Raw genomic sequence first — 25,778 nt, forward strand, 5'->3', positions numbered from 1 at the left:
ATTGCATCCAGAACCTTAATCAAAAAAAACTAAAGTCCTGAAAATCCTCAAATCCTGATTCAGAGAGCAGCCATTTCAGCTTTCACAAAATCAGCCAAGCTTTTAATATAATCCGTAGAGAAATCGAAACGGATTCCGGCTGCTTCGTAAATCTCGCTGATGGATTTGGTATAACCTAAAGCCAGTGCATTTTTATAACTTTTTAAGCCTTCCGCCGGATTTTCTTTAAAATGTTTCCAGACAGCAATTGCACCAAGTTGCGCCATGGCATATTCAATGTAATAGAACGGCACCTCGTAGAGGTGAAGTTGTTTCTGCCATACGTAAGTTTTAAAGTTTTCCAATCCTGCCCAGCTAACTTCTTTCTGATTGAATTCATCGAACAATTCTACCCATTTCGAGTGGCGTTGCTCCAAAGTATGCGTCGGATTTTCGTAAACCCAGTGCTGGAATTTATCGATGGTGGCTACCCAGGGGAACGTTTCTAATACGCCTTCCAGGTGCGTTTTCTTGGCGCGTTTCAGTTCGTCGGCATCCGGAAAGAAAATATCCCAATGATCCAGCGTCAGCAATTCCATACTCATCGAAGCCAGTTCTGCAACTTCAGAAGGCGGATGTTTGAAGGCGCTTAAAGCCAGGTTTCTGGTCAAAAATGAATGCACGGCGTGGCCACCTTCATGCAACATCGTTACTACGTCGCGCAAAGAGGAAGTAGCATTCATAAAAATGAACGGTACACCAACTTCATCCAACGGATAATTATAACCACCCGGCGCTTTGCCTTTGCGGCTTTCCAGATCCAGGTGACCCATATTTTTCATGGTTACCAGGCAATCACCTAAAAACGAATCTAACCGGTAAAAACATCCAATACTTTTTTCGAGTAATTCGCTACCGTTTTTGAAAGGCGTAAGCGGCGGTTTGTTGCTCGGATCAACATCCAGATCCCAGGGCTTCAATTCGGTTAAACCAAGTTCAGCTTTACGCTCACGATCAAATTCGCTGATCATTGGCGTTACAACTTCCGCTATAGAATTCTGAAAATCAAAGGTATCCTGCGGCGTGTAATCGAAGCGGCCTAATGCGGCAAACATATAATCGCGGAAGTTGGCAAAACCGGCGTTGGTGGCAACTTTATGGCGCAGCGTAATTAGTTCAGAATACAATTGGTCAAGTTTCTCCCAATCCTGGCTACGTCGCTCCTGAATAGACCGATAAGCTTCTTCGCGTATTGCTCGGTCCGGATTTTTCAGACGATCGGCAGCGCGTTGCAGGGTCATTTCTTCGCCATCCAATGTAACGGTCATAGCACCGGAAATGGCGGCAAATTGTTGTTGTTTGGTGCTGATCTCGGTATTAAGCGGTATGTTTTCTTCCCGGAAAATTTCCAGCGCTTTTTTAACCGAACGCAGATAAATGCGGTATTTCTCCTGGTCCAGTTCGTTCAGATACGGCGATGCGATCAGCTTTTTATTCAGCTCATGATCGTAAGGCGCCATTTTCGGATCGATCTCTTCTACAAAAAACTGGAAAGCTGCTGTTGCTTCTTCGTTCGTAGTATCGCAGGTCATTTTAATGTAACGCCAGCCCATATCTTCCTGCAGCGCGCTTTCCAGTTCGCTGCGGTCCAGCATCCATTTTTCGAGTTCGGAAGCCGAATTTACATTGCGGTCGCGGAGCTCGATAAAGTAAGGTTCTATGGTAGCCCAGTCGGTTACGGTAAACGAATCGGGTAAATATGTGCGCGGCGTTTTGGTTATTTCCGGTACGGTTCTTTCGAGGGTATTCATAGTAGTAATTCGGGTGATGATTCAGAAATTACAGGTATCACGTAAAACATAGCTTCCGTGTTCCTGTATTTTAAGCGCTATTAACGTGGTAATATAGGAATTTTTAGAACAAACGCTACACATTCCCACTAAAAAAAAGCCATGCGGATTTTCAAAACGGTAGGTTTCAGGCAGTAAAAAGTCAGAAGGCGTTTAAGGTGTTAATCAGCCAGATATTCCTGACCAGGAAAATAGAATTACTAAAATAAATAGGGTGTTGAAAGAGCAAAAAAAAGTGTCAGGTAAGAATACCTGACACCATAAAATCTAATTAGCAAAAAGCAATTATCCAATCTCGATCACAACGTCGCTGGTAAGCGGATGGCCTACGCAATTCAGTACGTAACCTTCCTGCATTTCTTTATCTGAAAGACCTTCGCGTTCGTCCATGTGCACTTTACCGCTCAGGCATTTGCCGCGACAAGCGGTACACAAACCAGCCTGGCAGGAATAAGGCAGATCAATATCCTGGTCTAAAGCCGCTTCCAGAATGGTTTGACTTGGTTCAACCGTCACTTCGTATTCATCGCCATCGTAAATAATTTTTACGGTCTGCGTTTTAATCGTGCCATCGGTTGCTTCACCGGCATTTACACCTTCGGTATCTACTGGCTGCGCGGTTGTGGCCGTAAAGCTTTCTTTATGCACTTTATCGGCGGGCACTTTCAGTTCGGTTAAAGCTTCTTTGGCACCGTCCATCATTACTTCCGGGCCACAGATATAATATTCGGTATCCAGAAAATTAGTTACGCCCTGCGCCTGCAATAAAGAAATGATCTTTGATTTATCGAGATTTCCCGTATGCGAAGCCGGGAAATTGGCTGCTTTCGGCTGATTGAAAACATGCTCAACTTTAAAACGGCCGCCTGCTTCTGCTTCCATTTTATCGAATGCCGCTTTAAAGATCGTTGCATCTTCGTCGCGGTTGCCGTAAAACAGGATCACTCTCGAGTTTTTTTCGTTCTTCAGTACCGTTTTGGCAATGCTCATTAAGGGCGTAATACCGCTGCCGCCGCCTAACAATACCACGGTGCGCGTGGCGTCGGCTTTCGGTTCCAAACAGAAATTCCCGATCGGCGCCATTACTTCCATGGTATCGCCAACCTTTACGTTATCCGGCAAAAAGTTCGACATTAAACCACCCTGCACCCGTTTTACGGTTACCGAAAGGCGGTGTCCTTCGTGTGGGGCGCTGCATAACGAATACGCGCGGCGCACGCTTTTCCCGTTAATATTGGTGATCAGGGTTAAAAACTGGCCCGATTTGTACGGAATGGTTTGTTTTTCCGGATGTTCGAAATGCAAGGTGATCGCATCGGCGGTTTCCTGGGTAATATCTACAACTTTTAAGTTCAGGTATGGGCTACTCATATATACAAACGGGTTTACCGGGTTTCGGAAGGCCTAAATTACAGGGCACGAAGTTACAAGTTTATGCCTGTTTTGTGAAGTTTTGCAGCGGGCATTTTACTTTTTTCTCCGAAAATGCTACCGTTTTGTTTAAGCAACCCGTCAATCAGAAGTTAAATCCCCAAAAAGCCAGCTTTAGCTCAAAATTTAAAAGCTAAGTTCTCACATTCATGAAATTCATGAGTCGGAATATTATTTCAGAAAAACAGCATATCTTTTTGCCTGCATTCGCAGTATAGGCACCAAATTTATTTTCTGATTTTCCATGATAGATCTTAGCAGGTACACCCGCACCATTACCAACTACGCCGTGCTTTACGGCATGAAAATCGTGATTGCTTTACTGATCTTAATAATAGGCCTCTGGCTGATCAGGCGTATTACAAATTTGCTGCACCGTTTAATGGAAAAACGCGGCGTAGATGCTTCCCTGATCCCGTTTTTGAGCAACATTGTAAATATTCTGCTCAAAATCATGCTCATCATCATCGTGATCTCCCAGATCGGGATAGAAGCAACTTCGTTCTTAGCCATTCTGGGTTCGGCGGGTATTGCCATTGGTTTAGCGTTGCAGGGCAGTTTAAGCAATTTTGCGGGCGGCGTTTTGCTACTCACGCTGCGGCCATTCCGGGTAGGAGATTTTATTGATGCGCAGGGCCAGAGCGGTAAAGTTCACATCATTAACATCTTCAACACGGTAATAAAAACCGGCGACAACAAAACCATTTTTATACCGAACGGACCTTTAGCCAGCGGCACAATTGTGAATTATGACTTAGAAGAGAAGCGGCGGGTAGATCTGAAATTTTCGATTCCGGCTGGTAAAGATGTGAACAAAACCCGCGATATTATTTACAATCTGGCCGCGCAGGATTTGCGCATCTTAAAAGAGCCGGCTCCCAAAATTGTAGTTTCAGAAACTACGGGCGCAAATGTAACGCTCTTAGTGCGCGTCTGGGCCAACCACGAAGATTACTGGGATGTTTATTATTCGCTGCAGGAAAATATTAAAGATGCGCTTCACAAAGAAGACATCGTTTAACTACTGCTGCTGCTTCAAACAAAAAACGCTATACTTTTAGAACAGAAAAGTATAGCGTTTTTTTTAAAAAATTGAATAACGTTATTTTTTAAACAAGTAAAATCTATCTTCTGAAACAGGATCTGTGTTTTCTAAAATTACTTTACTTTCTAATGTTGGAGGAACGGCAACATCTTTACTCAGCAACAAATAATCTATTCTATATTGCTCCACAAAGTCATTCTGACTTTCCGGAATGCTTTTAAAAGTATTGGCTGCTTTTTGCCTGGCCACAAATTTATAAAAGCTGGTATTCTGAACTAACTGCGTTTCTAAAGCCACCTTCGCAGGATTGATCGGAATATCAAAAATGCCCAGGTTAATGGTGTGGTAAGCGTACTTATTATCGGCATAAGCCAGATAAAGCCCTTTCGGAAAGATATTTGAAGATTTCGGGTAAGGATTCTGATACTCATCCGGGTGCCGCATATATACGCCGATCGGATTTAAACCATCTAACTTCTGCAAAACTGACTGAGCAAAACCGGCAGAAAATTCGGGTTTTACATTTATGTATTTTATAGTTTCGAGGTAGTTAAAAACAACATAAACCAACACGATTGCCACCAGATAAACTTTTCGGAATGCTTTTGCCCAGGCAACGCTTAGCAGAAACACCATTAAAATGTTAAAAACCGGCGCCGCAAGATTCGTTAAAAACTGCAGGGAATCGTTCATTTCTTCATTTATGGCCCAACTTAAACTGGCCGCCAGTATCATACAAGCAGTTAAAACAATTCCGTTACTTTTTAAAGACCTACGGAAATCTTTTAACCCGATAAAGTAAACTGTAAATAGAATAAACAAGCCAGTAGTTACTATTAGCTGCAGCACAGTTTTCAACTCTAAAACAACCATATTCTTCAGGTTATTCCAAGTTAATAATTGGCTTAACTGCTCCGAAAGATAACTTTTATAAGGCGTGCTTCCCGGCGGATTGATCACATTATAAAAGATCACAATAAATAACGTAAAGCCTATTGTAATTGCAGCAAGCTCCAAAGCATCTTTTTTCTGGCCACGTGCAAACAAATAAATTACAAAGGCAAAAAGCCCCCCAACAACGCCAGGAGCAGACACCACAGAAACCAGCGGAAGAAAGAGCAATGAAATATAAGCAGCTTTTTCCTGTTTGTGCAGATAAAGCAATAAAGCGGCAATGAGCCCAATAAAAATGGGGAAAAGTTTGGCGTAGAATACTGTATTGAACTGCAGATACACAGTAAACTCAAAAATCTTATTCCGGAAATCCGGAAAATCAACGCCGGTTAAAATGAGACACGCCAAACAGAGTATTTGGACGCTCCGGGTAACGTTAAGCTTGTTCTCAAACAAAGCACAAAAGCCGGTCCAAACTGCCAGAATACCAATGCTGTACGTAACCAGGTAAAGCAGGTGAACACTATTAGCACCAAACAATTTCAGAAAAAAGCCATTCAGCCAGAGTTCATAATAATGATAAGGCAATACCGGATTTTCTTCTAAATAAATGTATTCGATATTAGAAGTTTCTAAACCCGTTTTCAATAAATAAGCAGAAAGCTTGGCGTAAAAAATAAGATCTTGGTGAAGGCTGGGCTGGCCGTATTCCAGATAACCAAAATAGAACCGGAAACTAAAAATAATAAGGCCGGCCAGCCATAATGCTAATAAATTATGGAGATGACTTCTGAAAGTAACCGGTGAAAGGCTATCGGAAGCACTGCTTTTCTTATTTCTCAACCGGGAAAAAACCACCGCTGCCAGAACTGGAATGCCTAATAAAACGGAGTTAAATCTGCAGGCCGCTAAAGCAGTAAGTATCGCAAAAATTGTTAACCCGATTACCAGGCTGCTAAAGATTGCTGTAAATCTTTTTTGCGGTAATAATCTGGTTTTAAGCAGGAAAAAGAAACCGGAAAAATAAGCAGCAGCAATACCTATCGCCAGGTAACCAAAATAAGAAAAGAAAATATCAACCATGCAACATCGTTATTTTTGCGACAGAAACCTGGAATATTTTCAATCGAAGCGAATTGCTTTTACCGGTTTAATGCGCGAAACTAAAGCCGTTGGTAACAGCACCGACAGCAAGGTAAGCAGGAAAATGGCCGCGTTCAGAATTAAGATAACCATGAAATTCCAGTGGATCGGAACGGTATCCATGTAATAATTTTCAGGGTCTAAAGGAATAAGCTGGGTATAATATTGCAAGGCGCAAAAACCTAAACCAACCACATTTCCCCAAAGCAAGCCCTTAAAAGTAAGTTTTGCGCCGTTATAGAAAAATATTTTCCGGATCTGGTAATTTGTAGCGCCCAAAGCTTTCAGAACGCCGATCATGTGTGTCCGCTCCATGATCATGATAAAAACCGTGGAAACCATATTAAACGTAGCCACAAAAACGATGAGCACCAGGAAAATGATCACGTTGCGTTTTAGTAATTTCAGCCAATCGAAAAGCTGGGCGTATTCGTCTGTAATTTTCTGCAGCTGCAGGTCATAATTCATTTTTTCGAACACTTTGTTCGCCGTGGCATCAATTGTGCGAAAATCTTTCAGAATAATTTCGTAACCGCCCACCAGCGTATCGTTCCAGTTATTTAGGTCACGGATGTGGCGCAGATCACCGATCACGTACACATTGTCGAATTCATCGAGGCCGGTTTTATAAATACCGGCAATTTTAAATTTCCGGACACGCGGCGGGTTTTGCACAAAATAAAACAGCGCTTCCTCTCCTACTTTCAAACGCAACTGGTCCGCAATTTTCTTACTTACCATTACCTCATCCGAAGCCGTAGAATCATTGAACTCAAGGGCTTTACCAGAAACCAGATTCGCTTCCATAGCCGAAAGATCGTAGGTCCGGTCAATGCCTTTTATCACCACTCCCAGCACTTCGCCTTCGGTTTTTACAATGGCGGTTTTGCGCGCAAAAGGTTGCATGTGGGCAATTTCCGACACCTGATTTTTATGCGGACTTAAACCCGTATTAATGCTTATCGGTAAACCTTCTAAAGAATTATTGGTATCGTATTTGGTAATTTGCAAGTGCGCGCCAAAGCTGAAAATTTTGTCCTGGATCTGGTTGCGAAAACCTTCCAGAATGGCAAACGAAACAATCATGATGGCAAGGCCGATGGCTATGCTGATAATTGCTATTTTTGTAACCGAAGAAGTAAACGACTCCGAAGCAGAGGCGGTTATTTTTTTAGATATGTACCGGGAAACGTTCACGCGCTAAAATTTCCTGCAAGATAACCACAATTTCCATTTTCTCTGTTCCAAGTCATGTTTCAACCGCTAATAGTTTTGCTTTCCGTTTTTTTGCTCGGCCTGCCTTCCTGCCAGAAATCTACGCCCAACAATTCCGAAACGGTAGGCATTTCTACGCCAAAACCCGAAGAAAACGATAGGGTTTCAGGCCAAAAAACTACAGAAAATGCTACGCAAAACAACTTAAAAACCGGCGCCGAACAAACCGAAAAATACCTGCCGTTGCTGCGTGGAAAAAAAATTGCGCTGGTCGTAAACCAGACTTCGCTCATCAAAAACACGCATCTGGTAGATTCGCTGCTTGCGCATAAAATTCAGATCGTAAAAATCTTCGCGCCCGAACACGGTTTCCGCGGCGAAGCCGATGCCGGCGCGCACATCAAAAACGAAACCGACGCCAAAACCGGTCTGCCGCTGGTGTCGCTTTACGGCAAAAACAAAAAACCAACCGCCGAACAACTCAAAGATATTGACCTCATTCTCTTCGATATTCAGGACGTGGGCGTACGCTTTTACACCTACATCAGCACGCTGCACTACATAATGGAAGCCGCTGCCGAAAACAACAAAACGGTTTTAGTTTTAGACCGCCCCAACCCGAACGGCGATTACGTAGATGGTCCGGTGCTGGAGAAAACGCACGTTTCCTTTGTAGGCATGCACGAAATCCCGCTGGTACACGGCTTAACGGTTGCAGAATTAGCAAAAATGCTGAACGGCGAAAAGTGGCTGGAAGGCGGTAAACAATGCAAACTGGAAATTGTTCCGGTGAAAAATTACACACATAAAACGGTATACGAATTGCCCGTAAAACCCTCGCCTAATTTGCCTAATTACCAATCCATCCGTTTGTATCCGTCGCTGGGATTGTTTGAAGGTACGAACGTAAGCGCAGGCCGCGGCACCGATAAACCGTTCCAGATTCTGGGCAGTCCGTTTTACAAAGACACCACGTTTTCCTTCATTCCGAAATCCATACCCGGCGCAACCAATCCGCCGCACTTAAATGTAAAATGCTACGGCAAAGACCTGAGCCAGATCAAAGCGCCTAACTTTACCTTAAGTTACCTCATCGATTTCTATAAAAATTCGCGCCAGCAGGAAAAATTCTTCAACAGTTTCCTGACCAAACTCGCCGGCACCGAGCAACTTCGCAAACAAATAGAAGCCGGCCTGAGCGAAGAAGCGATTCGAAAAACCTGGCAACCAGCGTTAAACCGCTATAAAGTAACCAGAAAAAAGTACTTATTGTATCCTGATTTTGAGTAAGATTAATGCTTGAATGAGAGAATGAAGTTTATTAGATAAAAGTCCCCCTTTGGAGGGGGTAGGGGGAGGATAGGAGAATTATTCGATTTTAATCTATTCTGATAATGTAAAAATCCTCCCCTTACCCCCTCCAAAGGGGGACAACGCAAACCTGACAACATCTTTAATAATTTCCTCATTTCCCCATTCAACCATTCGCTCTTTCACTAATTCAATCATTAAAAAATGAACAAACCTCTCCGCATCATATTCATGGGAACGCCCGATTTCGCGGTGCCCACTTTGCAAACCCTGGTAGAAAACGGACAGAATGTTGTAGCCGTAATTACTGCACCCGATAAACCCGCCGGCCGCGGCCTGAAACTGAACGAATCGCCGGTGAAACAATATGCCGTTTCACAGCACATTCCGGTGTTGCAGCCTACCAATTTAAAATCCGAAGCGTTTCTGGAAGAACTGAAAAGCTACCAGGCCGATCTGCAGATCATTGTCGCGTTTCGCATGTTGCCGGAAGCCGTTTGGAATATGCCGCCTCTCGGTTCATTCAACATTCACGCTTCGTTGCTGCCACAATACCGCGGTGCCGCGCCTATCAACTGGGCCATCATGAACGGCGAAACTGAAACCGGCGTAACTTCCTTTTTCCTGAAACATCAGATCGATACCGGCGACATTATTTTCCAGGATAAAACTGCAATTCTGCCGGAAGATGATTTCGGCACGCTTTACGAAAAACTGAAACATACCGGCGCTGCCTTAGCCCTTAAAACCGTAAAAGCCATCGAAGACGGCAACGTGCCATCGCAGCCACAACTTGCTTCCGAAGCATTAAAAGAAGCGCCAAAAATTTTCAAAGAAACCACGCAGATAGACTGGAACCAGCCCGCCGGAAAAACTCACAACTTCGTGCGCGGCCTTTCGCCCTACCCTACCGCCTGGACTGTTTTCGACGATAAAACCTTTAAAATTTTCAAAACCGAAACGGTAGCAAAAACGGCAGAAAAAGTCGGGCCCGGCCAGGTAATTACCGACGGCAAAACTTATATTCACGTACAAACCGCCGACGGCATTTTAAACATTCTGGACCTGCAAATGGAAGGCAAAAAGCGCATGAGCGTGCCGGAATTGCTGCGCGGTTACACCTTTATAAACGCAAAAAACGCATGATAGCCTTAGTAGTAGCCATGGCCGAAAACAACGTGATCGGCAAAAACAACCAGCTCATCTGGCACCTCCCCGCCGACCTCAAACACTTCAAAAACCTGACCTCCGGCCACCCCATCATCATGGGCCGCAAAACTTATGAATCCATCGGCAAACCGCTTCCCAACCGCACCAACATCGTAATTACGCGGCAGGAAGATTATAAGCCGGAAGGTGTTTTGGTTGCGCATTCTTTGAGTGAAGGTTTGATGCTGGCGCAGCAATTAGATACCAATATTTTTGTGATCGGAGGCGCGGAAATTTATAAACAAGCCATGTTCCTGGCCGATACCATTTACCTCACCGAAGTACACCACGAATTTGAAGGCGATACTTTTTTCCCTGAAATCGATACCCTTTTATGGGTAGAAACCGAACGCGAAGAACATAAAGCCGATGAAAAAAATCCTTACGATTACGCTTTCGTAACGCTGACTGCGGTGGAGTAAAATTCAACTTCCTGCTTTTTTCCAAAGAACAAATATCAATTGCCGTTACCTTTAGTCAACAGAAACAAAAAAGGGAAGCCGCAACATGCAGCTTCCCTTTTTACTTTTTCAGGCCGAAACCCTACCGTTTTTAGCGCAGAATATACAGCTTGCCGTACTCTTTTTTAAACGCTTTATCGCCGGCAGTTTTGCGGTGTTTCATTTCTTCCAGCGGCGATTTCTCCATCACTACGCGATACAGATAAGCACCATTCGCCAGTTTATCGCCATATTCATCGGTACCGTCCCAAGGCAAACTCATGTTGTTACCCACGTGTATCGGCCCAAGTTCTTCTTTCTGAATTTCCCGCACCACTTTACCGGTTAAGGTCATGATCTGGATCTTCAGGTTGCGCGGCATATTTTCCGGGTTTCCGGTAAGTGTAAACACAAAGCGCGTATGGCTCGAGAACGGGTTCGGATACGGGTAAAAATGTGTGATCGAAGATTCATTCACCACCCGAAACGAAATGGTATAAGGCTCAAATCCAGCTTCATTATCCGAGTTATCTTTCCCCTGCACCCTCAAACTATAAAGTCCGTCGGCCAGCCCTTTCGGGTTGAACATGATATTGAAATCACGTTTATCTTTCACACTATTCATATCCGGTAACGTGATCAGGCTAGCATCTGTCATATCAATGCGTTCGTAATTCGTCAGATCATCGGGTTTGGAAAGGAAAAGCTCCAGTTTATTCGGGTCCTGCACGTAATCGTATCTATCCTCATCCTTCAGGTTGATCGCAATTTTCGGGCTCGGCGAAACCAGATCCCCATCCATAATATGCACCCCGTCAAATACCACATCCAGCACCGGATGCAGATCGGCATGCGGCATGGTAAACGGAATTTCGAGGAAGTTATTGAAATAATATTGCTCTGGCTGTATGTAAGGATTCACATCTACCCGCACCGTATTATTCCCTTTCATGCCCGCCGTAGAGAATTCGTAATCGAAGAAAATGCTGTCACCGGCCATCAATCGTTTCACTTTGATCGTATCCTGCAGCGCAATTTTGGATCCTGTTACACTCCGTACTACCGCAAGCGAATCGGCAAAAGGTAAACCGGAAATATTACTGAAAGCAAAACGCATCTTCACTTTGCCTTTTTCAGCTTGCTTCGAAATATCCTCATACTTATCAAGCCCTACCAGATCCGGACGCATAATTCCTTCCGGCACCGGTTGGTAAACCACCATCCATTGCTCCAGTTGCGGCGCTGTACGATCGGCAGTATCCGCTTTCGCTAATTCCAGTTGCAGGTACGGGTATTGTTGTGCACTCACCCCGGCTAAGCTATAAGATTTACTTTGAATATCGGCCTGGATCAATGAACGGTTTCCTTTCAGATCGAAACCATAAAGATCGAGGGTATATTCATCTTTGGCATTGGTTTTAATAGTATGGAGCAACGTAGTCCATTGCGCAGCAGGACCAATTTTGGTAGAAGTGATCTTCCCTTCATCCTGATTACCCTGAATTGCCTGAGAAAAGTTGATATTCTGGTCCTGAGCCGGCAGAGATGATGTATTGTCGTAAGTCTGTTCCTTCAACAGGCGGGCTTTTGCAGGCGTAGCACCTTTCTGCCCTACAATTCCAAATGGATATCCGGTCTGTAAATTATCTATCAGTTTAGAACCAATTAATTTAAATGCATCTTTCTGCGTTTGGGTAAGCGTAGAGAAAGGTACATTATATTGAGTCAACATAGCTACATAATAACCATCCGGTACGCTTTGTAACAAATTAACCAACCCATTGATCCCCGCCTGATTATTCATCTCAAAATAATAAAAGGTCTGAGGCCAGCCACATTTATTGGTCGGGAATCCCATATAAGGTTTTAAATTCCGGTTATTGAATATTGCAACCATTATGCCCGGCAAAGTAGGCGCACCGCAGAAATAAAAAGAAGCATTGTTATTCACAAAAAGCCCATGCGGCGGGAATACAAAAGGTATATTTCCTCCACCGGTTCTGAATATTAATTCTTTATAAACTGGCGAAAACTCCCAATCGTGGGTTAAACTATCCCGCTCAATTTGCTCCTTACTATCTTTTGTAAACTGGGCATAATGGCTTTGCGACCAACCGGCCGGGCTATTGTTAATAAACCGGAAAGAACTTTCCGCCCAGATAGTATCTTCATCTGCGCCAAATTCATTAAATCTGAAACGCCAGTAAAATACCAGACTATCTTTCGGTGTTCCACCTGCAAATAAATTAACCTTCCAAGTTGGCGTTACATTAGCGTTATAAACAATATTAGATCGCTTAAAAGAGCTGTTAAATGTGCTAACGGTATCAATTTCAAAATAATAATTACGGGCTGTACTCATTAAATTCGCTGGCTGCCCGATCAACTTAACGGTGGTATTCGAAACAATACTAAATTCTGCAGGCAACAAGGCAATTACTCCATTTACAGACAAGTAGCTTTCTAAAACCGCATCATTGTTGGTTTCTGAAAGTTCATCTACCGAATTACCCGGGTCTAACGTAACCTCAAACTTATTATTCCCGAAAGCATTTAACCCCTTCGAATTGATCTCATATAAATAAGTTGCTTTGTTGTATAAAGGCGCATATTTCACTGGTTTGTATTGCACAACATTACCATTGGGCAGCGTTCTCTTTACCGCAATTACTAAAGAGTCATTGGTAGCTTTTCCTAAATTCTTGGCATCTATTACCAGGTCAAATTTATCCATACTCGCCGTTACAGCCGAGCCGGGCGGGTTAGATTGCAAACGAAGGCCATTAGCCTGGATAGTATAATCTGGCTTTTCAGGAGCAAAAAGTCTTACTGCCGGGTCTCCTTGGAGTACCATCTGTGTTGCAACAGCTAAATTTTCCCAGTTATTCGGAGAAACCATTAAGGTTTTCTTAGCAGCTTCAGCGTTGATCTCTCCTACTGTTTTGCCATAAAAGGCAGAATCTGTAAAAGCCAGATTATAGAAGCTGCTGGAAAAATTATTAAGCGCATACGGTACTGCAGCTGCAACGTCTGCTAAAAACAGAATAGCCCCTTTTTTAGGCGTTAATAACCAGTTTTCACCAAAAGAATATTTCTGAAGTAAAGTGTTCTTCAATAAAAAAGCATTTCCCGATCCGCAGCCATTCATCAGGATCATCGGATACTTATTCGGATTATTATAGCCATTAACCGCGTCTGAAACATACCCAATATCCAGATCGGAAACAGAAGAAGAGCTATGCCCAAAAAAGGTCATGAGTGTTAACCCGTTATTGAGTTCATCTTTAACGTTTATTGACGAAATAGCGGCTCCGTTATTACTTCTTAAAATAGATTTAACGGATGCACCCAGTAAAGGACCTTCAACTTTATTTTCATAATTACTTAAATATCTGGCAAGTTGTGAAGCTTCGGCCTGAGTAGAACCACCACCTAAATGCAGTATATTTTTTCTCCATTCTTCTACTCCTAACTGCTCATGGTCTTTTACCTTTTCTAAATAATCAATTATTTCCGAAGCAGTTACAGCCGGAATACGACCGGTAGCTACCTGCGGCGAGAAAGAATTATTCCTGTAATCTGCGGTAAACAGCACATCCGATGCCGGGAAACCAAAAGTAGGCACCAGGTCTTCTCCTAAGCCCTGCGCAGCGTAATAATTTGGTCTTTTTCTGAAATCGCCGCTACCGATATTCATTTCCAAACCTTTGCCCATCAGCAACATAAACTTCGGAGAACCATTAGCCATCATCCATTGCATAAAATTGCGGATGGCCATCGATGATTTCTCGCCGTAGTGGAATTGTTCGTAAAGCTCATTAATATTTACCACCACCGGCTTATAGCTACCGCCAGCGGCACTTGCCCGGTAAGCAGCGTAATCTGCCGGAGGATCAGTAAATGCAGTTCCTGAAACTGGTGTTCTTAAGGAAGGATGCGTAATAATGATATAATCGAACTGAGATGGATTGGGAACTTGGTTGAACTGAACAGTCTTAATACCAGCTGGCGAAATAGCAGTTTGGCTGTTAGTGATCAGGATGCGGCGTTTAAAAGTTGCCGGATCGAATACAAAGCCTACCTGACTGCCGGAAGTTACGCCGGTAGTTCTGATAATATTGTTTGGATCGGTAATTTCGTAGGCTACAGCATTGGCCGGTGGGTTGGAAAATTCAAAGTAAGACGGCGTGGTTTTGGTAGAATCGGTAAGAATTACGCGGCTATTGTTTCCCAGATTGTTTGTACGTGCATACGTAATTTTATAATAGGAAACGCGGGTTTGCCGCACTAAAGAAGTGTTGGCAGAATCGGCATTTGCGGTGCGTATATAAACCACTCCATTCGGGTGAATATCGGAGTTCTGGATTTCAAATTTTGCGCGCCGGAAATTATACGCCGGGAATGCTAAAATACCAGAAGGACCAGTAGTAGTGTTTGTAAGCACTCTTTCCGGTGCCCCCGGCGGTTTGATCAGAATCTTTAATTGCGCAGCAGCAGCATTCGCGCCCTGAACCCCCACTTCCAATATTGGATTTCTACCGGAACTTTCAACATTATTTAGGCTATTCAGCGTATCCTTCCGGGAACGAGGAAACTGTGTGCTGGTAAATCCTTCGCCCATTTCACCTAATGCGCCTTCAGTAGAGCCAATCTTATAACCGGAAAAAAACTGCACATTCAGCATCCGGAATTTTTCGGCATAATGGCGCGGTTCCGGGCTTAAGCCATTGGTTTGGGAAGTACGCTCCTGCATGCGTTTACCGTTGGCAGTTCCCCAGGTCAGGTAATAAGCAGCGGTATCGGTAAATAAACTATAGGCATCACTCAGTTGATAAGAGGCATTCCGGTACAAAGGGTTGTCCAGTTTACCATCATTTTTCTGGCCGTAGAAATCGATGTAATCGCCACTGTTTAAAACACCATCAGATTGGCCGTTCACGTAGATAGCAACTTCCTGGCCACGACGGAAAAGCTGAAATTTCTGGGGATCTACATTAGATATGCCAGCAGCAACCAGATCGTTATAAGTCAGGCGGTGCATGCCCGTGTTTACAACTTTGATCTTATAATAAGGCTGCGAATAATTTATCCATTCATTGCCGTAAACGGGCGTGGTCTGCGCTTGAGAAACGGTATGGAAACCGATCAGAAAAGTGAAGACCGAAAGGAAAAATACGCTGCGAAACAGATAAAAAAAACGCATACTATATTTTAAAATTATTTATCGAATTTATAACCTAACGAAACTATTACGGAAGACACGTTACTGTTATCGGCTACTTTGCTCAGAGCCAGATCCAGATTTAACCCGCCCATGGCTGCTCCTACCCCGAAATTCGGTTGTACTTTCCAGCTTTTACCGCCTTCCAGTTTTTCGAATTCCTGAATATTGTTAATGCCACCACGTAAGAAAACAATGCCACCATAACCAATTTCAGCCCCGATATGTGGATCTACCGAAACAAGTCCGCTTCTTAATAATACGTTACGTTTGCCGTCGAAGGTGAAATCGAGGTCGGTAGCTACCAAAGCGGTAAATTTCTCACCCATTTTAAAATCGCGCCCAACTCCGAAGATCAGACGCGGCATGGTAATTTCCACGCTGTTTTTAGGAAGATCGTTGTCTGTAGCCAGGTAAACTTCGCGGAGCTCCTCCGTATTGATTGACCAGGCATTGAAAGTAGTGGTAATATCTTTGGCTACTAACCCGAATTTCCAGCGGCGGCGCTCTAACTGGGCACCGGCATCAAACCCAAAACCCCAGCAGGTAGCAAAACTTCCGACGTGGCGGTAAATGATCTTGGTATTTGCTCCTAGTTTTAATCCTGGTAGTAAATTACTTTTGCGGGCATACGAAACCAGTAAGGCATAATCGGCTACAGAAAAGAACTGAATGCTATCGTATTGAATTTGCCCACTGGCGTTGTAAAGGCGGCGGGTATCAACAATGTCATCTACCCCAACCCGAATAACGGAAACAGCAAGTGCGCTCGAAGTGTCTAAAGGTGTGGCAAAACTGAGGTAATCGTTCTTTACACTTCCGGCAAAAAGCTCGGAGTGCATTCCTACTATATTATATTTATGTTTCAGATCGGTAAGGCCGGCGGGGTTCCAGAAACCGGCAGTAGCATCCGAAACAATAGCCGACTGTACATTTCCCATACCCAATGCGCGTCCGCCTACCCCAATATTCAAAAATTCGTTGCTGTATTTTGGCGCAGAAACCTGAGCATTCGCAACAGTACTAACCAGCGCAATTGCCCCTGCAGCCAGTGTAACAAACTTTTTAAGCATACATAATTAATTTAAGACTTTAGCTTCCAACGGTTAGGGCTGTACTTAAGTACGTAATTGGTAAAATTTGTTGCTGAAATCACTGTTTTCCAGTACAAATCAGGCACAAAACGGAATTATCTAGTTAAACCAGCGCACGCGTTGTTTCGTTCCGGAATTCCCTTTTCATAAAACCGTTCGTAACCGTTGTTCTCACCCGGCAAGTTAGGAAGCTTTTGGCATACTATATATATAAATGCGTAAATGTTTAAATCCTTTCAATCGGCAGCTTTTTCAATTTTGATTAAATACCAAACGATGTAACAGCAAAAAGCAAAAGGCGAGTGTGTTGCATTTTATAGAACTCACCCTCCAATGTGGTAAAAGTGTTAAACCCCGGTTCAATTTATCCGGAAAAACGCTATGCTTTTTATTATAAAAAGTCGGCTTCCTGAATTTCAATTTCTGCCAGCCTTTGCCTGCAAGCCATTGCCCTGTACAACCTGAAACGGTATACTTTTAGCCTGAAAAACTCACCATTATTTTTGACCCAGCCAGTTTTTACTCCTATTCCGATAGCGTTTTGAAATTTATTCCAAAAAATTCTTTCGCTGTTTAACCCTTTATTTCAACCGTTTAACCGGCATTTCCCTCATTTCCACAACCTACTTGGCATAACCGCGTAATTATTTTTACACAGTACCTTGCGTTGCATAGTACCTGCTTATATATTTGCAACATCAATTCATTAACCGCTTAACGCAACATGGCTTATGAAAGTAGAAAACACCCAGGTTCAGATGCGGAAAGGAATTCTCGAATTCTGCATCCTGGAAATAATTGCCCGCGGCGAAGCTTACGCCTCGGATATGTTAGAGGAACTCACTTCCGCTAAGATGATCGTGGTGGAAGGCACGCTTTACCCGCTCCTCACCCGCCTCAAGAACGCCGGCCTTCTGGATTATGCCTGGGTCGAAAGTTCCGCCGGGCCGCCCCGCAAATATTATAAACTCACCGACAGCGGCAAAGATTTTCTAGAGCTGCTCCGACAAACCTGGCGCGAGCTGGTAGACTCCACCGAATTCATCATCAACAAGAAAAAAGCCTAATTCCCATGAAAAAGAATATCAGCATAAACCTGCAGGGCATGATCTTCCACATCGAGGAAGACGGTTACGAAGTTCTGAGAACTTACCTTGACAGCATTAAAATATACTTTTCCGGTTACGCCGGTCACCAGGAAATTATTGCCGACATCGAAAGCCGCATGGCCGAACTTTTCTTTGCGAACCTCACACCAACGAAACAGGTTATTACCCTGGAAGATGTGCAGGCACTGATCAAGAAAATGGGCAGCGTTAACGATTTCGCGCAGCAGGATAAAGACGAAGATGAAATAGAAATGGAAGCTCCAAGAATGATCGGCAGCGCTACTTCCGGTTCTTATTCATCTGGTTCTGGTTACGCTTCAACTGGTTCTGCTACCTATAGTGGCACCAAGAAATTGTTCCGCGATGGCAACCGCAAAGTTATTGCCGGCGTGGCCTCCGGAATTGCCGCTTATTTCAATACCGAACCGCTTTGGATCCGTCTGATCCTGGTTTTCCTGGTACTGATTGCGCCAATGACAGCCGGAATTTCAGCTGGCTTTATCATTCTGATGTACATTTTGTGCTGGGTGGCTTTGCCGCTGAATTACGATACGCCGGTGGGCAACAAAGCGTATTCCGTAGGCGATACTACCAGCCGCAAACTTTTCCGCAACCCCGACGATAAAAAACTGGGCGGCGTTTGCAGCGGCCTGGCACTTTATTTAGGAATCGATCCGGCTATAATGCGACTGATCTTTCTTGTTTCCTTCTTCTTTTTCGGAACAGGTTTATTGATTTATTTACTGCTTTGGATCATTCTGCCGGAAGCCAAAACGGTAACTGAAAAAGCGCAGATGCAGGGAAAGCCTTTAACCCTGTCTGGTATTGAAAACTCGCTGAAAAACAGCCTGCAGCCAGACGGGGCTACTCAGGAAGAAAGTCCGTTAGTTCGCTTGATCTTGTTGCCGGTACGGTTGATCTCTCAGATCCTGGTTGTTTTATCGCGGGTTTTGGGACCGGTTATTAATGCGTTGCTCGTTGTAGTGCGCATTTTTGCCGGCGTGATCTTAATAATCATGGGGGTTTCCGGAATTATTGCGCTGGTTTCGTTGCTGCTGGTAAGCATGGGCGTAATTCAGGATGCTAGTTTTGTAGACCTCAACAATGTTCCAACCGATTTCTTCTTCTCCGATTTCCCGGTTTTTGGTAAGATTGCCGGGTTCCTGGCTGGTCTTATTCCTTCGCTCTTCGTGATCATCTTGGGCCTGGGCTTGTTAACCAAACGCTTCTATATGCGGGCAACTGTGGGCTGGACCATGTTTGCCGTAATGCTCATCAGTGGCTTCGTATTCATCATGTCATTAATCAGTTACCACAAGAATTTTGAGGAAAACGGTACTTATATTGCTGAAAAAACCTTCCCGGTTGCGAATTATCAGACTATTTCACTAGACGCTAATAAAATTGAACGGGTAATGAACGATCACATTGATGTGGAAGTGGAAAGCTATTCCGGCAACGACATCCTTTTGATTCAGCAATTTGGCGCCGAAGGCCGCACCGAAGAAGATGCCATAAAAAATGCTCAGATGATGAACTACCGCGCTGTGCAGAAAGACTCGATGCTGATCCTGGATAATGGTTTTACCTTTAAACCGAACGCAATTTACCGCGAACAGGAACTGGCGTTAAAACTGCGCTTGCCGGAAGGAAAAACGTACCGCATTTCTTACGATCTGGCTCGCTTACTGCCGGAATCAAATTTCGATCTGGGTTACTCGAACGAACAAATATCGAAACACGCCTGGAAGATCAAGAACAACGTGTTTAGCTGCGTTACCTGTACTGCCGCCGATTCAGCTTCCGTAATTGGCCAAGACGATTCTGCCAGCAAAATTGATTATGACGACGAAGGTGAAAAAAGCTTCCTGAAATCGGCCGATGAGTTTGGTTCTTCCACCCGAAAGCTGCAGGCTACCGGCTTCCGAAAGGTGTCGGTAGTGGGCCCATTCTATGTGAAAATTACCCAGGGTTCAGCATTTAATGTAACTGCCCGGGGCGACGCCGACGACCTGCGCGAAATGCGTTTTGAAATGGAAGGCAGCGAACTGACAATCTACCCTAAAAAATCTGGTTTCAACTTTGGCCGGGATAATATGGATCCGATCTACGTCAGCATCGAAATGCCAAACCTGACCGAAGTTTCTCTGGTAGGCGCTTCTACTGCCGAAATAACCGGTTTCAAACCCGGCCAATTCACCCTGAGCCAAACCGGTGCTACCAAAGCTTATGTAAACACCGAAGCCCAGAACCTGAAACTGAAACTGACCGGTGCATCGGAAGCTGTGCTTGAAGGCAATACCCAGAACCTGGATGCCGATGTGATAGGGGGCTGCCAGCTGAACGCTTTAAAGTTACAAACCAATAATGCGAAGCTCGAAGTAATTGGTGGTTCTGAAGCCCACGTAAACGTAAAGCGCAGCCTCCGCGGAGATGTAGCTGGTGGGTCTGAACTTACTTACACCGGCGATCCGGGGGAAATAAATGTAGATGAAGCCGGCGGTGCCAGCGTAACCCGCAGAGAGCAATAAAACGCTATCCTTTTACCTCAAAAAAGTGCGGCTGCCAATCTTAAACTGCAGCCGCACTTTTAAAAATCTTCAGGCATTTCTTTCCTCTTCAGCCAGTTTCAGGTACCACTTTCATTGCTCTGAGTTCATCGGATAATTTCCTTTTCTGGCACCTGAATTTCAGCTCAAAAACCCACAAACTAAACCTATGAAAAAGCCATTCCTGTTTCTAAGCTTGCTGGTAATTCCGGCCTGGGGGTTCCGGTCTACGGATATTAATAAAGCCAATAAAGCTGCAATCACTTCCTGCGAAACAAAAATTCTTTCTTATACCGGCTGGAAGGAAACGCCAAAAACCAAATGGAACCTGGAAATAAAAACCCGGAACAGCGGCCAGTTAACCTATTTCGGAGCCGAACATTCTGACAAACCGGAGCATAGCCAATTTAAAAAGATAAAAGCCGAATTCCTGAAAACGCAGCCAACGCTGGTCTTTTTCGAAGGTCCTAACCGGGGCATTGCAACTTCCGAAACCGAAACCATAAAACAATTTGGTGAATCGGGTTACGTGCGGTTTTTGGCCAATAATGCGAACGTAAAAGTTCAAAGCCTGGAGCCAAACCCGCAAGACGAAATACGCTATTTAATGGAAACCGGCAATTACTCAGCTGAACAGGTGAAACTATTTTTCGTGCTCCGCGAAACTGCCCGCCTCCGCGACCGCAAAAACGTTACCGGTCAGGCCTTAAAAACCAGCATCAGCCAATTGCTGCAAAAAGCAAACGCTATGTTTCCGGAGTTCAAAACTGTAATAACCGACACCACCGAACTGCAAACCGCTTACGCCAAATACTGGACCGCACCGCAAAACTGGACCCAAGCCCCTTCCGCCTGGTTCGATCCGAAAGGAAATGCAGAACAAACCGGCGGCAAATTCACCCACGACATTAACCGCTTGAGCAGCGAATTCCGAAACGTGCATATGTACCGAATATTAAGCGAAGCCGTGCAAAATGGAGAAAAGGTATTTGCGGTAGTCGGCCGGAATCATGTGCCCATGCAAGCCGAGGCCCTGAAATGCAGCCTGAAAGGTTTGTAAAACGGTAGGGTTTGGAGCTAAAAAAGTAAAACAGGTGATCAAATTAATTATTGATTAACACCCATTGAACTTATACCATAGAAAAATGGTATAGCAAAGAACTTAAAAGTGCAGACAACCAGCAAGTTAATTTCTGCATCTTTTAAGCACAGCCACTAATCAAAAAAATTTGTTTTAGGAAGGTTGAACAGTTTGTCAGGTAGCGCAGGTCTGAACAGCCTGCGCTATTTTTTTGCCGATTTCGCCGCAAAACAGATTATTAACGCCTAGACTTTCCGGAATATTGTAATCAATATTAATTTTTCTGAAGCTCGGGCTTACATTTCCTTTGCAGTCGCAGAAACTTTCAATTCTTCCGCTTCTTCCTTGCTTAAAACCTGCACCGGCTCCAGCTTCATTTTTTTCCCTTCCTGTAATAAAAACGGATAAGCCGCTTCAAACTCATTCCGGATATGGCCTTCTAAAATCGCTTCTGTCAACGCTTCTTTCAGAATTCCAACTTCCCGCGAAGGCTGCAAACCGAAAGTTTTCATAATAATTCCGCCGGAAATTACAGGCTGGAAATTGCGGAGTTTGTCACTTTCTTCTACCTGGCGGAGCTTTTCTTCTACAATTTTGAAGTTCTGCATGTAGCGTTTCACCTTCGCATCGTTTTTGGAAGTAATGTCCGCGCCGCAAAGTTTCATCAAGTCGTCAATATCGTCGCCGGCTTCAAACAGCAATCTTCTTACGGCCGAATCGGTTACGGTTTCTTTAACCAGAGCAATAGGCCGTAAATGTAAACGCACCAGTTTCTGTACGTAGCGCATCTGTTCGTTTAACGGTAGTTTCAGGTCGGCGAAAAGTTTGGGAACCATGCGCGCACCGCGATCTTCGTGTCCGTGAAAGGTCCAGCCGGCTTTTTCGTGGAAACGTTTGGTGTCGGGTTTGGCGATGTCGTGCATGATAGCGGCCCAGCGCAACCAGAGGTTATCGGTTACTTCGGCTACGTTATCCAACACCTGCAGCGTGTGGTAGAAATTGTCTTTGTGCGATTTGCCGTTTTTGGTTTCCACGCCGTAAAGCTCCACCATTTTCGGGAAAATCAGCTTGAGCAAACCAGTATTGAACAGCAACTTGAAACCGTAGCTTGGCTTTTTGGCCAGGATAATTTTATTCAGTTCATCCGTAATCCGTTCTTTGGAAATAATGCTGATGCGGTCTTTATGATCCACAATGGCGTCGTAAGTATCGGCATCAATATCAAAGTTCAGTTGGGTAGCAAACCGGATGGCGCGCATCATTCTTAACGGATCGTCGGAGAAGGTGATACCCGGTTCCAGCGGCGTTTTTATCATTTTCCGCTTGATGTCGCCTAAGCCGTCGAATTTATCAATGAGTTGCCCGAAGGATTTTTTGTTCAGACTGATGCCCAGCGCATTGATGGTAAAATCGCGGCGTTTCAGATCATCTTCCAACGTACCCGCTTCAACTTCCGGCTTCCGCGAATCGGAGCGGTACGATTCTTTTCTTGCACCGACAAATTCCACTTCCCACTCTTCCGCCCGCAGCATGGCCGTTCCGAAATTCTTGAACACGTTTACCTTCGGTTTATGCGGTAATTTCTCCGCGACTTTTTCGGCTAATTCGATACCGTTTCCCACGCAAACCACGTCAATGTCTTTGGAATTTCTTTTCAGGATCAAGTCCCGCACAAAACCACCGATCACGTAGGTTTCCACATTCAATTCGGCAGCGGCTTCGGCTACGGTTCCAAAAATTTTATGATCGGGCAGTTCAACAGTTTGCATTCCAAAAACGGTAGGGTTATAAACGAAAAAAGTCAGAAGCAGGAATAGCTGGCAGATTCCCTTGTCCCCCTTTGGAGGGGGTTAGGGGGAGGACCAAATTTTACGATAATTACTTATGCTGGTGCGAGCTTGCAGCTCGTACCCGATTTATTTGATCGGATAATGTAAAAGATACGAGCTGCAAGCTCGCACCAGCGATCGGCAAAACACCGGATAATGTAAAAGTCCTCCCCCTACCCCCTCCAAAGGGGGACTTAATCTGCAATACTTTCAGCTTCAGACTGCAAAACTACTCAAAAAACGGTAGGCTTTTCGGCTAAAAAACTATTCCCGGATCACTTTCATACTTCCATCCGATTGTAATTGGACAATTCTGGAAGGCTGGGCGGTAATTTCTTCCTCCTGCCGATGAATTACCACATAATCCACTTTCTGCTTAATGCTATCCGGAATGCCCGAAAAACTGCCGTTGGTTTGTTCCCCACTCACGTTAGCCGAAGTTGAAACAATGGCTCTTTCGAACTGCCGAAGCAAGCGGAGGCAAAATTCATCGTTCGGAATCCGGATGGCTACGCTGCCATCGTTGGCCAGCACTTCTTTGGGTAAATTCTGAGGTTCGGAGAAAATATAGGTTGTTGGCCGTTCCTGATTTTGGAGTTGGCTTTCGAAGGTTGAAGGCAGGTTTTTTACGTAGCGCTTCAGCATTTCTAAGTCCGAAACCAGCAGAATAAACGGTTTATCTTCCGGCCGTTCTTTTACCTGGAAAACCTTTTTTACCGCCGCCGCATTCTCCGCATCGCAGCCAATTCCCCAAACCGTATCGGTGGGGTAAAGGATCACGTTGCCAACCAGAAGTTCGTCTACTACCCGTTGAATTTCTTTTATTTCTTTGTTCATCGTTTTAGCTCGTTTTGGGTTTGGATACGGAAGAATTTTGGGGTGGTTGAGGGGAATTTGGCGAAGGGATTTTCAACACGCTTCTGCGTCATTCCGAGCGAAGCCGAGGAAACTTATGCAGATATTAATTTCAATTTAGACTTTGCAGGTGGATTTCTTTTTCTTGGAAAGTGTTCTTTATTAACAAACATCCGAAAATCTAAAATTGAATGTAGTTTACCATATTCAGTTTTAATTACAGTACCAATTTCTTCGATGCCTTTGGAATCAAAAGGTGCATCTTGAAGTGCATTTAATACCAAAAGTTCAAAGGCTGTGGCAAGCATCCAATCAACTTCTGATTTATACCCAATTACAGCCAAAGCTTTGGTTTTATTAAGAAAACTATGAATACGCCTTGCATCAATATTCAACGTTTCACATGATGCAAAGAAGATTATTTTCCTTTCACACGTTCCTTCCAAAAAGTCGCCAAGCATTTCTAAAGTATAATCACAACTGTCCGTTATATTTATACACCCTTTACTGCCGTGAAAAGCGAAATATAAAATAGGGTACTTTTCACCTATAGACTTGAGCTTCCATCTATCAAGATAATATTCAAATTCTTCGTGAGTTGCTGAATCCTTATAAATATTGCTACAAACTCCATTTCTTTCTAGCAATTCCAAGATAGGATGGACAGAAGATTTTCGTCTTAAATTCTGTTCCCAAAGCCCTTCAAGGCAAAATATTCCTTTCTTCATTTATTCCTTTGATTAATTAGAATCCTGATAATCTTTTAATTTTGCAAATCCTAGTTCAGATAAAAGCCCCATAAGTTTCCTCGGCTTCGCTCGGAAGGAGGCAATATTTTGAAATGACTTTTATAGCCAAAAGCCCTACCGTTTTCCAACGTTCAATTCCTTACCAGAAATCCTGTCATCTTTAAAATCCCAAAAATCGTGTTCAGACAATTTCATAGCCAACTTCCCTACCAAACTTATGAGATCTCTCCTACCGTCGAGATGACCGGCAGAAAAACGCTATCCCTGCCACCCCAAAAACCCAAGCAACAATTTAACCATTAAGCCATTCAACAATTTACCTAATCTCCTGGCACAACTCTACCAAAACCCCGTTCGCGGTTTTCGGATGCACAAAGCAAACCAGTTTGTTATCGGCGCCGCGTTTGGGTTGTTCGTTCAGTAAGGTAAAACCTTCGGCTCTTAGCCGTTCCATTTCGGCGTAAATATCTTCTACCTCGAAAGCCAGGTGGTGAATGCCTTCGCCTTTTTTCTCCAGGAACTTCGTAATAGCGCTGTCGGGGGTTAAGCCTTCCAGCAATTCGATTTTCGCTTCGCCCATCCGGAAAAACGAGGTATTTACGCCTTCCGAAAGCACTTCTTCCATTTTATAAGGCTCCGTGTTCAGCAGTTTGGAGAATAAAGCGTTGGCGGCGGCAAAATCTTTCACGGCAATACCAATGTGTTCGAGGTTTTTCATATTATTTATATTGAATCTAATTTAGTAATTTTGCGGCGTACTAAACTAAAGAGCAG

Annotated in this window: 18 protein-coding genes; 8 read left to right on the forward strand and 10 right to left on the reverse strand. The window is 44.1% G+C overall.

All coding sequences use genetic code 11. The features are described from left to right. Positions 1 to 59: 59 nt before the first annotated feature. Entirely contained in the window at positions 60 to 1,790 is a 1,731-nt protein-coding gene (locus ACFPIB_RS15005) for a M3 family oligoendopeptidase (RefSeq protein ID WP_378018282.1), read from the reverse strand. Positions 1,791 to 2,114: 324 nt separating this feature from the next. Continuing rightward, positions 2,115 to 3,200: an FAD-binding oxidoreductase gene (locus tag ACFPIB_RS15010; protein ID WP_378018283.1), complete on the reverse strand. Its 1,086-nt coding sequence runs from the start codon at positions 3,198 to 3,200 to the stop codon at positions 2,115 to 2,117. A 304-nt stretch (positions 3,201 to 3,504) separates the two neighbouring features. Between ACFPIB_RS15010 and ACFPIB_RS15015 the strand changes: the two genes are divergently transcribed. Then, complete coding sequence (locus ACFPIB_RS15015; RefSeq protein WP_378018284.1) at positions 3,505 to 4,281, forward strand: mechanosensitive ion channel family protein; 777 nt, start codon at positions 3,505 to 3,507, stop codon at positions 4,279 to 4,281. Positions 4,282 to 4,362: 81 nt separating this feature from the next. Here the strand turns inward: ACFPIB_RS15015 and ACFPIB_RS15020 are convergent, their stop codons facing one another. Together ACFPIB_RS15020 and ACFPIB_RS15025 are read right to left on the reverse strand one after the other, a co-directional pair. Further along, a complete protein-coding gene (locus ACFPIB_RS15020; RefSeq protein WP_378018285.1) occupies positions 4,363 to 6,282 on the reverse strand; it encodes a hypothetical protein in 1,920 nt (639 codons plus the stop codon). A 39-nt stretch (positions 6,283 to 6,321) separates the two neighbouring features. Then, the gene (locus ACFPIB_RS15025) at positions 6,322 to 7,428 is read right to left on the reverse strand and encodes an ABC transporter permease (protein ID WP_378018286.1); all 1,107 of its coding nucleotides are present in this window, start codon (positions 7,426 to 7,428) and stop codon (positions 6,322 to 6,324) included. Between ACFPIB_RS15025 and ACFPIB_RS15030 the strand changes: the two genes are divergently transcribed. From ACFPIB_RS15030 to ACFPIB_RS15045, 4 genes are all read left to right on the forward strand, one after another. Next, entirely contained in the window at positions 7,409 to 7,546 is a 138-nt protein-coding gene (locus ACFPIB_RS15030) for a hypothetical protein (RefSeq protein WP_378018287.1), read from the forward strand. The two genes, ACFPIB_RS15025 and ACFPIB_RS15030, sit on opposite strands and share 20 nt — an antisense overlap. Positions 7,547 to 7,593: 47 nt before the next feature. Beyond that, the gene (locus tag ACFPIB_RS15035) at positions 7,594 to 8,847 is read left to right on the forward strand and encodes an exo-beta-N-acetylmuramidase NamZ family protein (RefSeq protein ID WP_378018288.1); all 1,254 of its coding nucleotides are present in this window, start codon (positions 7,594 to 7,596) and stop codon (positions 8,845 to 8,847) included. 225 nt (positions 8,848 to 9,072) lie between these two features. After that, entirely contained in the window at positions 9,073 to 10,014 is a 942-nt protein-coding gene (gene fmt, locus ACFPIB_RS15040) for a methionyl-tRNA formyltransferase (RefSeq protein WP_378018289.1), read from the forward strand. Next, positions 10,011 to 10,499 carry a dihydrofolate reductase gene (locus tag ACFPIB_RS15045; RefSeq protein WP_378018290.1) on the forward strand — a complete coding sequence of 163 codons (489 nt, stop codon included), beginning with the start codon at positions 10,011 to 10,013 and terminating at the stop codon, positions 10,497 to 10,499. The genes fmt and ACFPIB_RS15045 overlap by 4 nt, the downstream gene beginning before the upstream one ends. Positions 10,500 to 10,629: 130 nt before the next feature. Here ACFPIB_RS15045 and porU2 read toward each other — a convergent pair whose 3' ends face one another. Next, the gene (gene porU2, locus ACFPIB_RS15050) at positions 10,630 to 15,720 is read right to left on the reverse strand and encodes a putative type IX secretion system sortase PorU2 (protein ID WP_378018291.1); all 5,091 of its coding nucleotides are present in this window, start codon (positions 15,718 to 15,720) and stop codon (positions 10,630 to 10,632) included. A 14-nt stretch (positions 15,721 to 15,734) separates the two neighbouring features. Then, on the reverse strand, positions 15,735 to 16,811 hold the full coding sequence (locus ACFPIB_RS15055; RefSeq protein WP_378018292.1) for a putative type IX sorting system protein PorV2: 1,077 nt from the start codon (positions 16,809 to 16,811) through the stop codon (positions 15,735 to 15,737). A 752-nt stretch (positions 16,812 to 17,563) separates the two neighbouring features. On the opposite strand from ACFPIB_RS15055, the gene ACFPIB_RS15060 reads away from it, so the two are divergent. The 3 genes from ACFPIB_RS15060 to ACFPIB_RS15070 all read left to right on the forward strand — a co-directional run bounded on the left by ACFPIB_RS15060 (position 17,564) and on the right by ACFPIB_RS15070 (position 21,550). Further along, entirely contained in the window at positions 17,564 to 17,899 is a 336-nt protein-coding gene (locus tag ACFPIB_RS15060) for a PadR family transcriptional regulator (RefSeq protein WP_378018293.1), read from the forward strand. Positions 17,900 to 17,904: 5 nt separating this feature from the next. After that, on the forward strand, positions 17,905 to 20,472 hold the full coding sequence (locus ACFPIB_RS15065; protein WP_378018294.1) for a PspC domain-containing protein: 2,568 nt from the start codon (positions 17,905 to 17,907) through the stop codon (positions 20,470 to 20,472). Between the two features lie 187 nt (positions 20,473 to 20,659). Next, a complete protein-coding gene (locus ACFPIB_RS15070) occupies positions 20,660 to 21,550 on the forward strand; it encodes a hypothetical protein (RefSeq protein ID WP_378018295.1) in 891 nt (296 codons plus the stop codon). A 317-nt stretch (positions 21,551 to 21,867) separates the two neighbouring features. Here ACFPIB_RS15070 and ACFPIB_RS15075 read toward each other — a convergent pair whose 3' ends face one another. The 4 genes from ACFPIB_RS15075 to mce all read right to left on the reverse strand — a co-directional run bounded on the left by ACFPIB_RS15075 (position 21,868) and on the right by mce (position 25,722). Beyond that, positions 21,868 to 23,340 carry a CCA tRNA nucleotidyltransferase gene (locus ACFPIB_RS15075; RefSeq protein ID WP_378018296.1) on the reverse strand — a complete coding sequence of 491 codons (1,473 nt, stop codon included), beginning with the start codon at positions 23,338 to 23,340 and terminating at the stop codon, positions 21,868 to 21,870. A 324-nt stretch (positions 23,341 to 23,664) separates the two neighbouring features. Beyond that, entirely contained in the window at positions 23,665 to 24,237 is a 573-nt protein-coding gene (locus ACFPIB_RS15080; protein WP_378018297.1) for an L-threonylcarbamoyladenylate synthase, read from the reverse strand. 113 nt (positions 24,238 to 24,350) lie between these two features. Next, positions 24,351 to 24,983, reverse strand: a complete 633-nt coding sequence (locus ACFPIB_RS15085) for a DUF6642 family protein (protein ID WP_378018298.1) — start codon at positions 24,981 to 24,983, stop codon at positions 24,351 to 24,353. A gap of 337 nt (positions 24,984 to 25,320) precedes the next feature. Then, positions 25,321 to 25,722 (reverse strand): methylmalonyl-CoA epimerase, encoded by a 402-nt coding sequence (mce, locus tag ACFPIB_RS15090; protein WP_378018299.1) that lies wholly within the window; start codon positions 25,720 to 25,722, stop codon positions 25,321 to 25,323. Positions 25,723 to 25,778 lie beyond the last annotated feature (56 nt).

Source organism: Adhaeribacter terreus (genome assembly GCF_042657365.1).
GTDB lineage: Bacteria > Bacteroidota > Bacteroidia > Cytophagales > Hymenobacteraceae > Adhaeribacter_A > Adhaeribacter_A terreus.

Excerpts from the sequence above, each read along its gene's own strand:
- ACFPIB_RS15080 (WP_378018297.1), bottom strand. The coding sequence starts at position 24,237 with ATGAACAAAGAAATAAAAGAAATTCAACGGGTAGTAGACGAACTTCTG.
- ACFPIB_RS15015 (WP_378018284.1), top strand. The coding sequence starts at position 3,505 with ATGATAGATCTTAGCAGGTACACCCGCACCATTACCAACTACGCCGTG.
- ACFPIB_RS15070 (WP_378018295.1), top strand. The coding sequence starts at position 20,660 with ATGAAAAAGCCATTCCTGTTTCTAAGCTTGCTGGTAATTCCGGCCTGG.
- mce (WP_378018299.1), bottom strand. The coding sequence starts at position 25,722 with ATGAAAAACCTCGAACACATTGGTATTGCCGTGAAAGATTTTGCCGCC.
- ACFPIB_RS15060 (WP_378018293.1), top strand. The coding sequence starts at position 17,564 with ATGAAAGTAGAAAACACCCAGGTTCAGATGCGGAAAGGAATTCTCGAA.
- ACFPIB_RS15035 (WP_378018288.1), top strand. The coding sequence starts at position 7,594 with ATGTTTCAACCGCTAATAGTTTTGCTTTCCGTTTTTTTGCTCGGCCTG.
- ACFPIB_RS15085 (WP_378018298.1), bottom strand. The coding sequence starts at position 24,983 with ATGAAGAAAGGAATATTTTGCCTTGAAGGGCTTTGGGAACAGAATTTA.
- ACFPIB_RS15020 (WP_378018285.1), bottom strand. The coding sequence starts at position 6,282 with ATGGTTGATATTTTCTTTTCTTATTTTGGTTACCTGGCGATAGGTATT.
- ACFPIB_RS15045 (WP_378018290.1), top strand. The coding sequence starts at position 10,011 with ATGATAGCCTTAGTAGTAGCCATGGCCGAAAACAACGTGATCGGCAAA.
- porU2 (WP_378018291.1), bottom strand. The coding sequence starts at position 15,720 with ATGCGTTTTTTTTATCTGTTTCGCAGCGTATTTTTCCTTTCGGTCTTC.
- ACFPIB_RS15055 (WP_378018292.1), bottom strand. The coding sequence starts at position 16,811 with ATGCTTAAAAAGTTTGTTACACTGGCTGCAGGGGCAATTGCGCTGGTT.
- ACFPIB_RS15010 (WP_378018283.1), bottom strand. The coding sequence starts at position 3,200 with ATGAGTAGCCCATACCTGAACTTAAAAGTTGTAGATATTACCCAGGAA.
- ACFPIB_RS15075 (WP_378018296.1), bottom strand. The coding sequence starts at position 23,340 with ATGCAAACTGTTGAACTGCCCGATCATAAAATTTTTGGAACCGTAGCC.
- ACFPIB_RS15025 (WP_378018286.1), bottom strand. The coding sequence starts at position 7,428 with ATGATTGTTTCGTTTGCCATTCTGGAAGGTTTTCGCAACCAGATCCAG.
- ACFPIB_RS15005 (WP_378018282.1), bottom strand. The coding sequence starts at position 1,790 with ATGAATACCCTCGAAAGAACCGTACCGGAAATAACCAAAACGCCGCGC.
- ACFPIB_RS15030 (WP_378018287.1), top strand. The coding sequence starts at position 7,409 with ATGGCAAACGAAACAATCATGATGGCAAGGCCGATGGCTATGCTGATA.
- ACFPIB_RS15065 (WP_378018294.1), top strand. The coding sequence starts at position 17,905 with ATGAAAAAGAATATCAGCATAAACCTGCAGGGCATGATCTTCCACATC.
- fmt (WP_378018289.1), top strand. The coding sequence starts at position 9,073 with ATGAACAAACCTCTCCGCATCATATTCATGGGAACGCCCGATTTCGCG.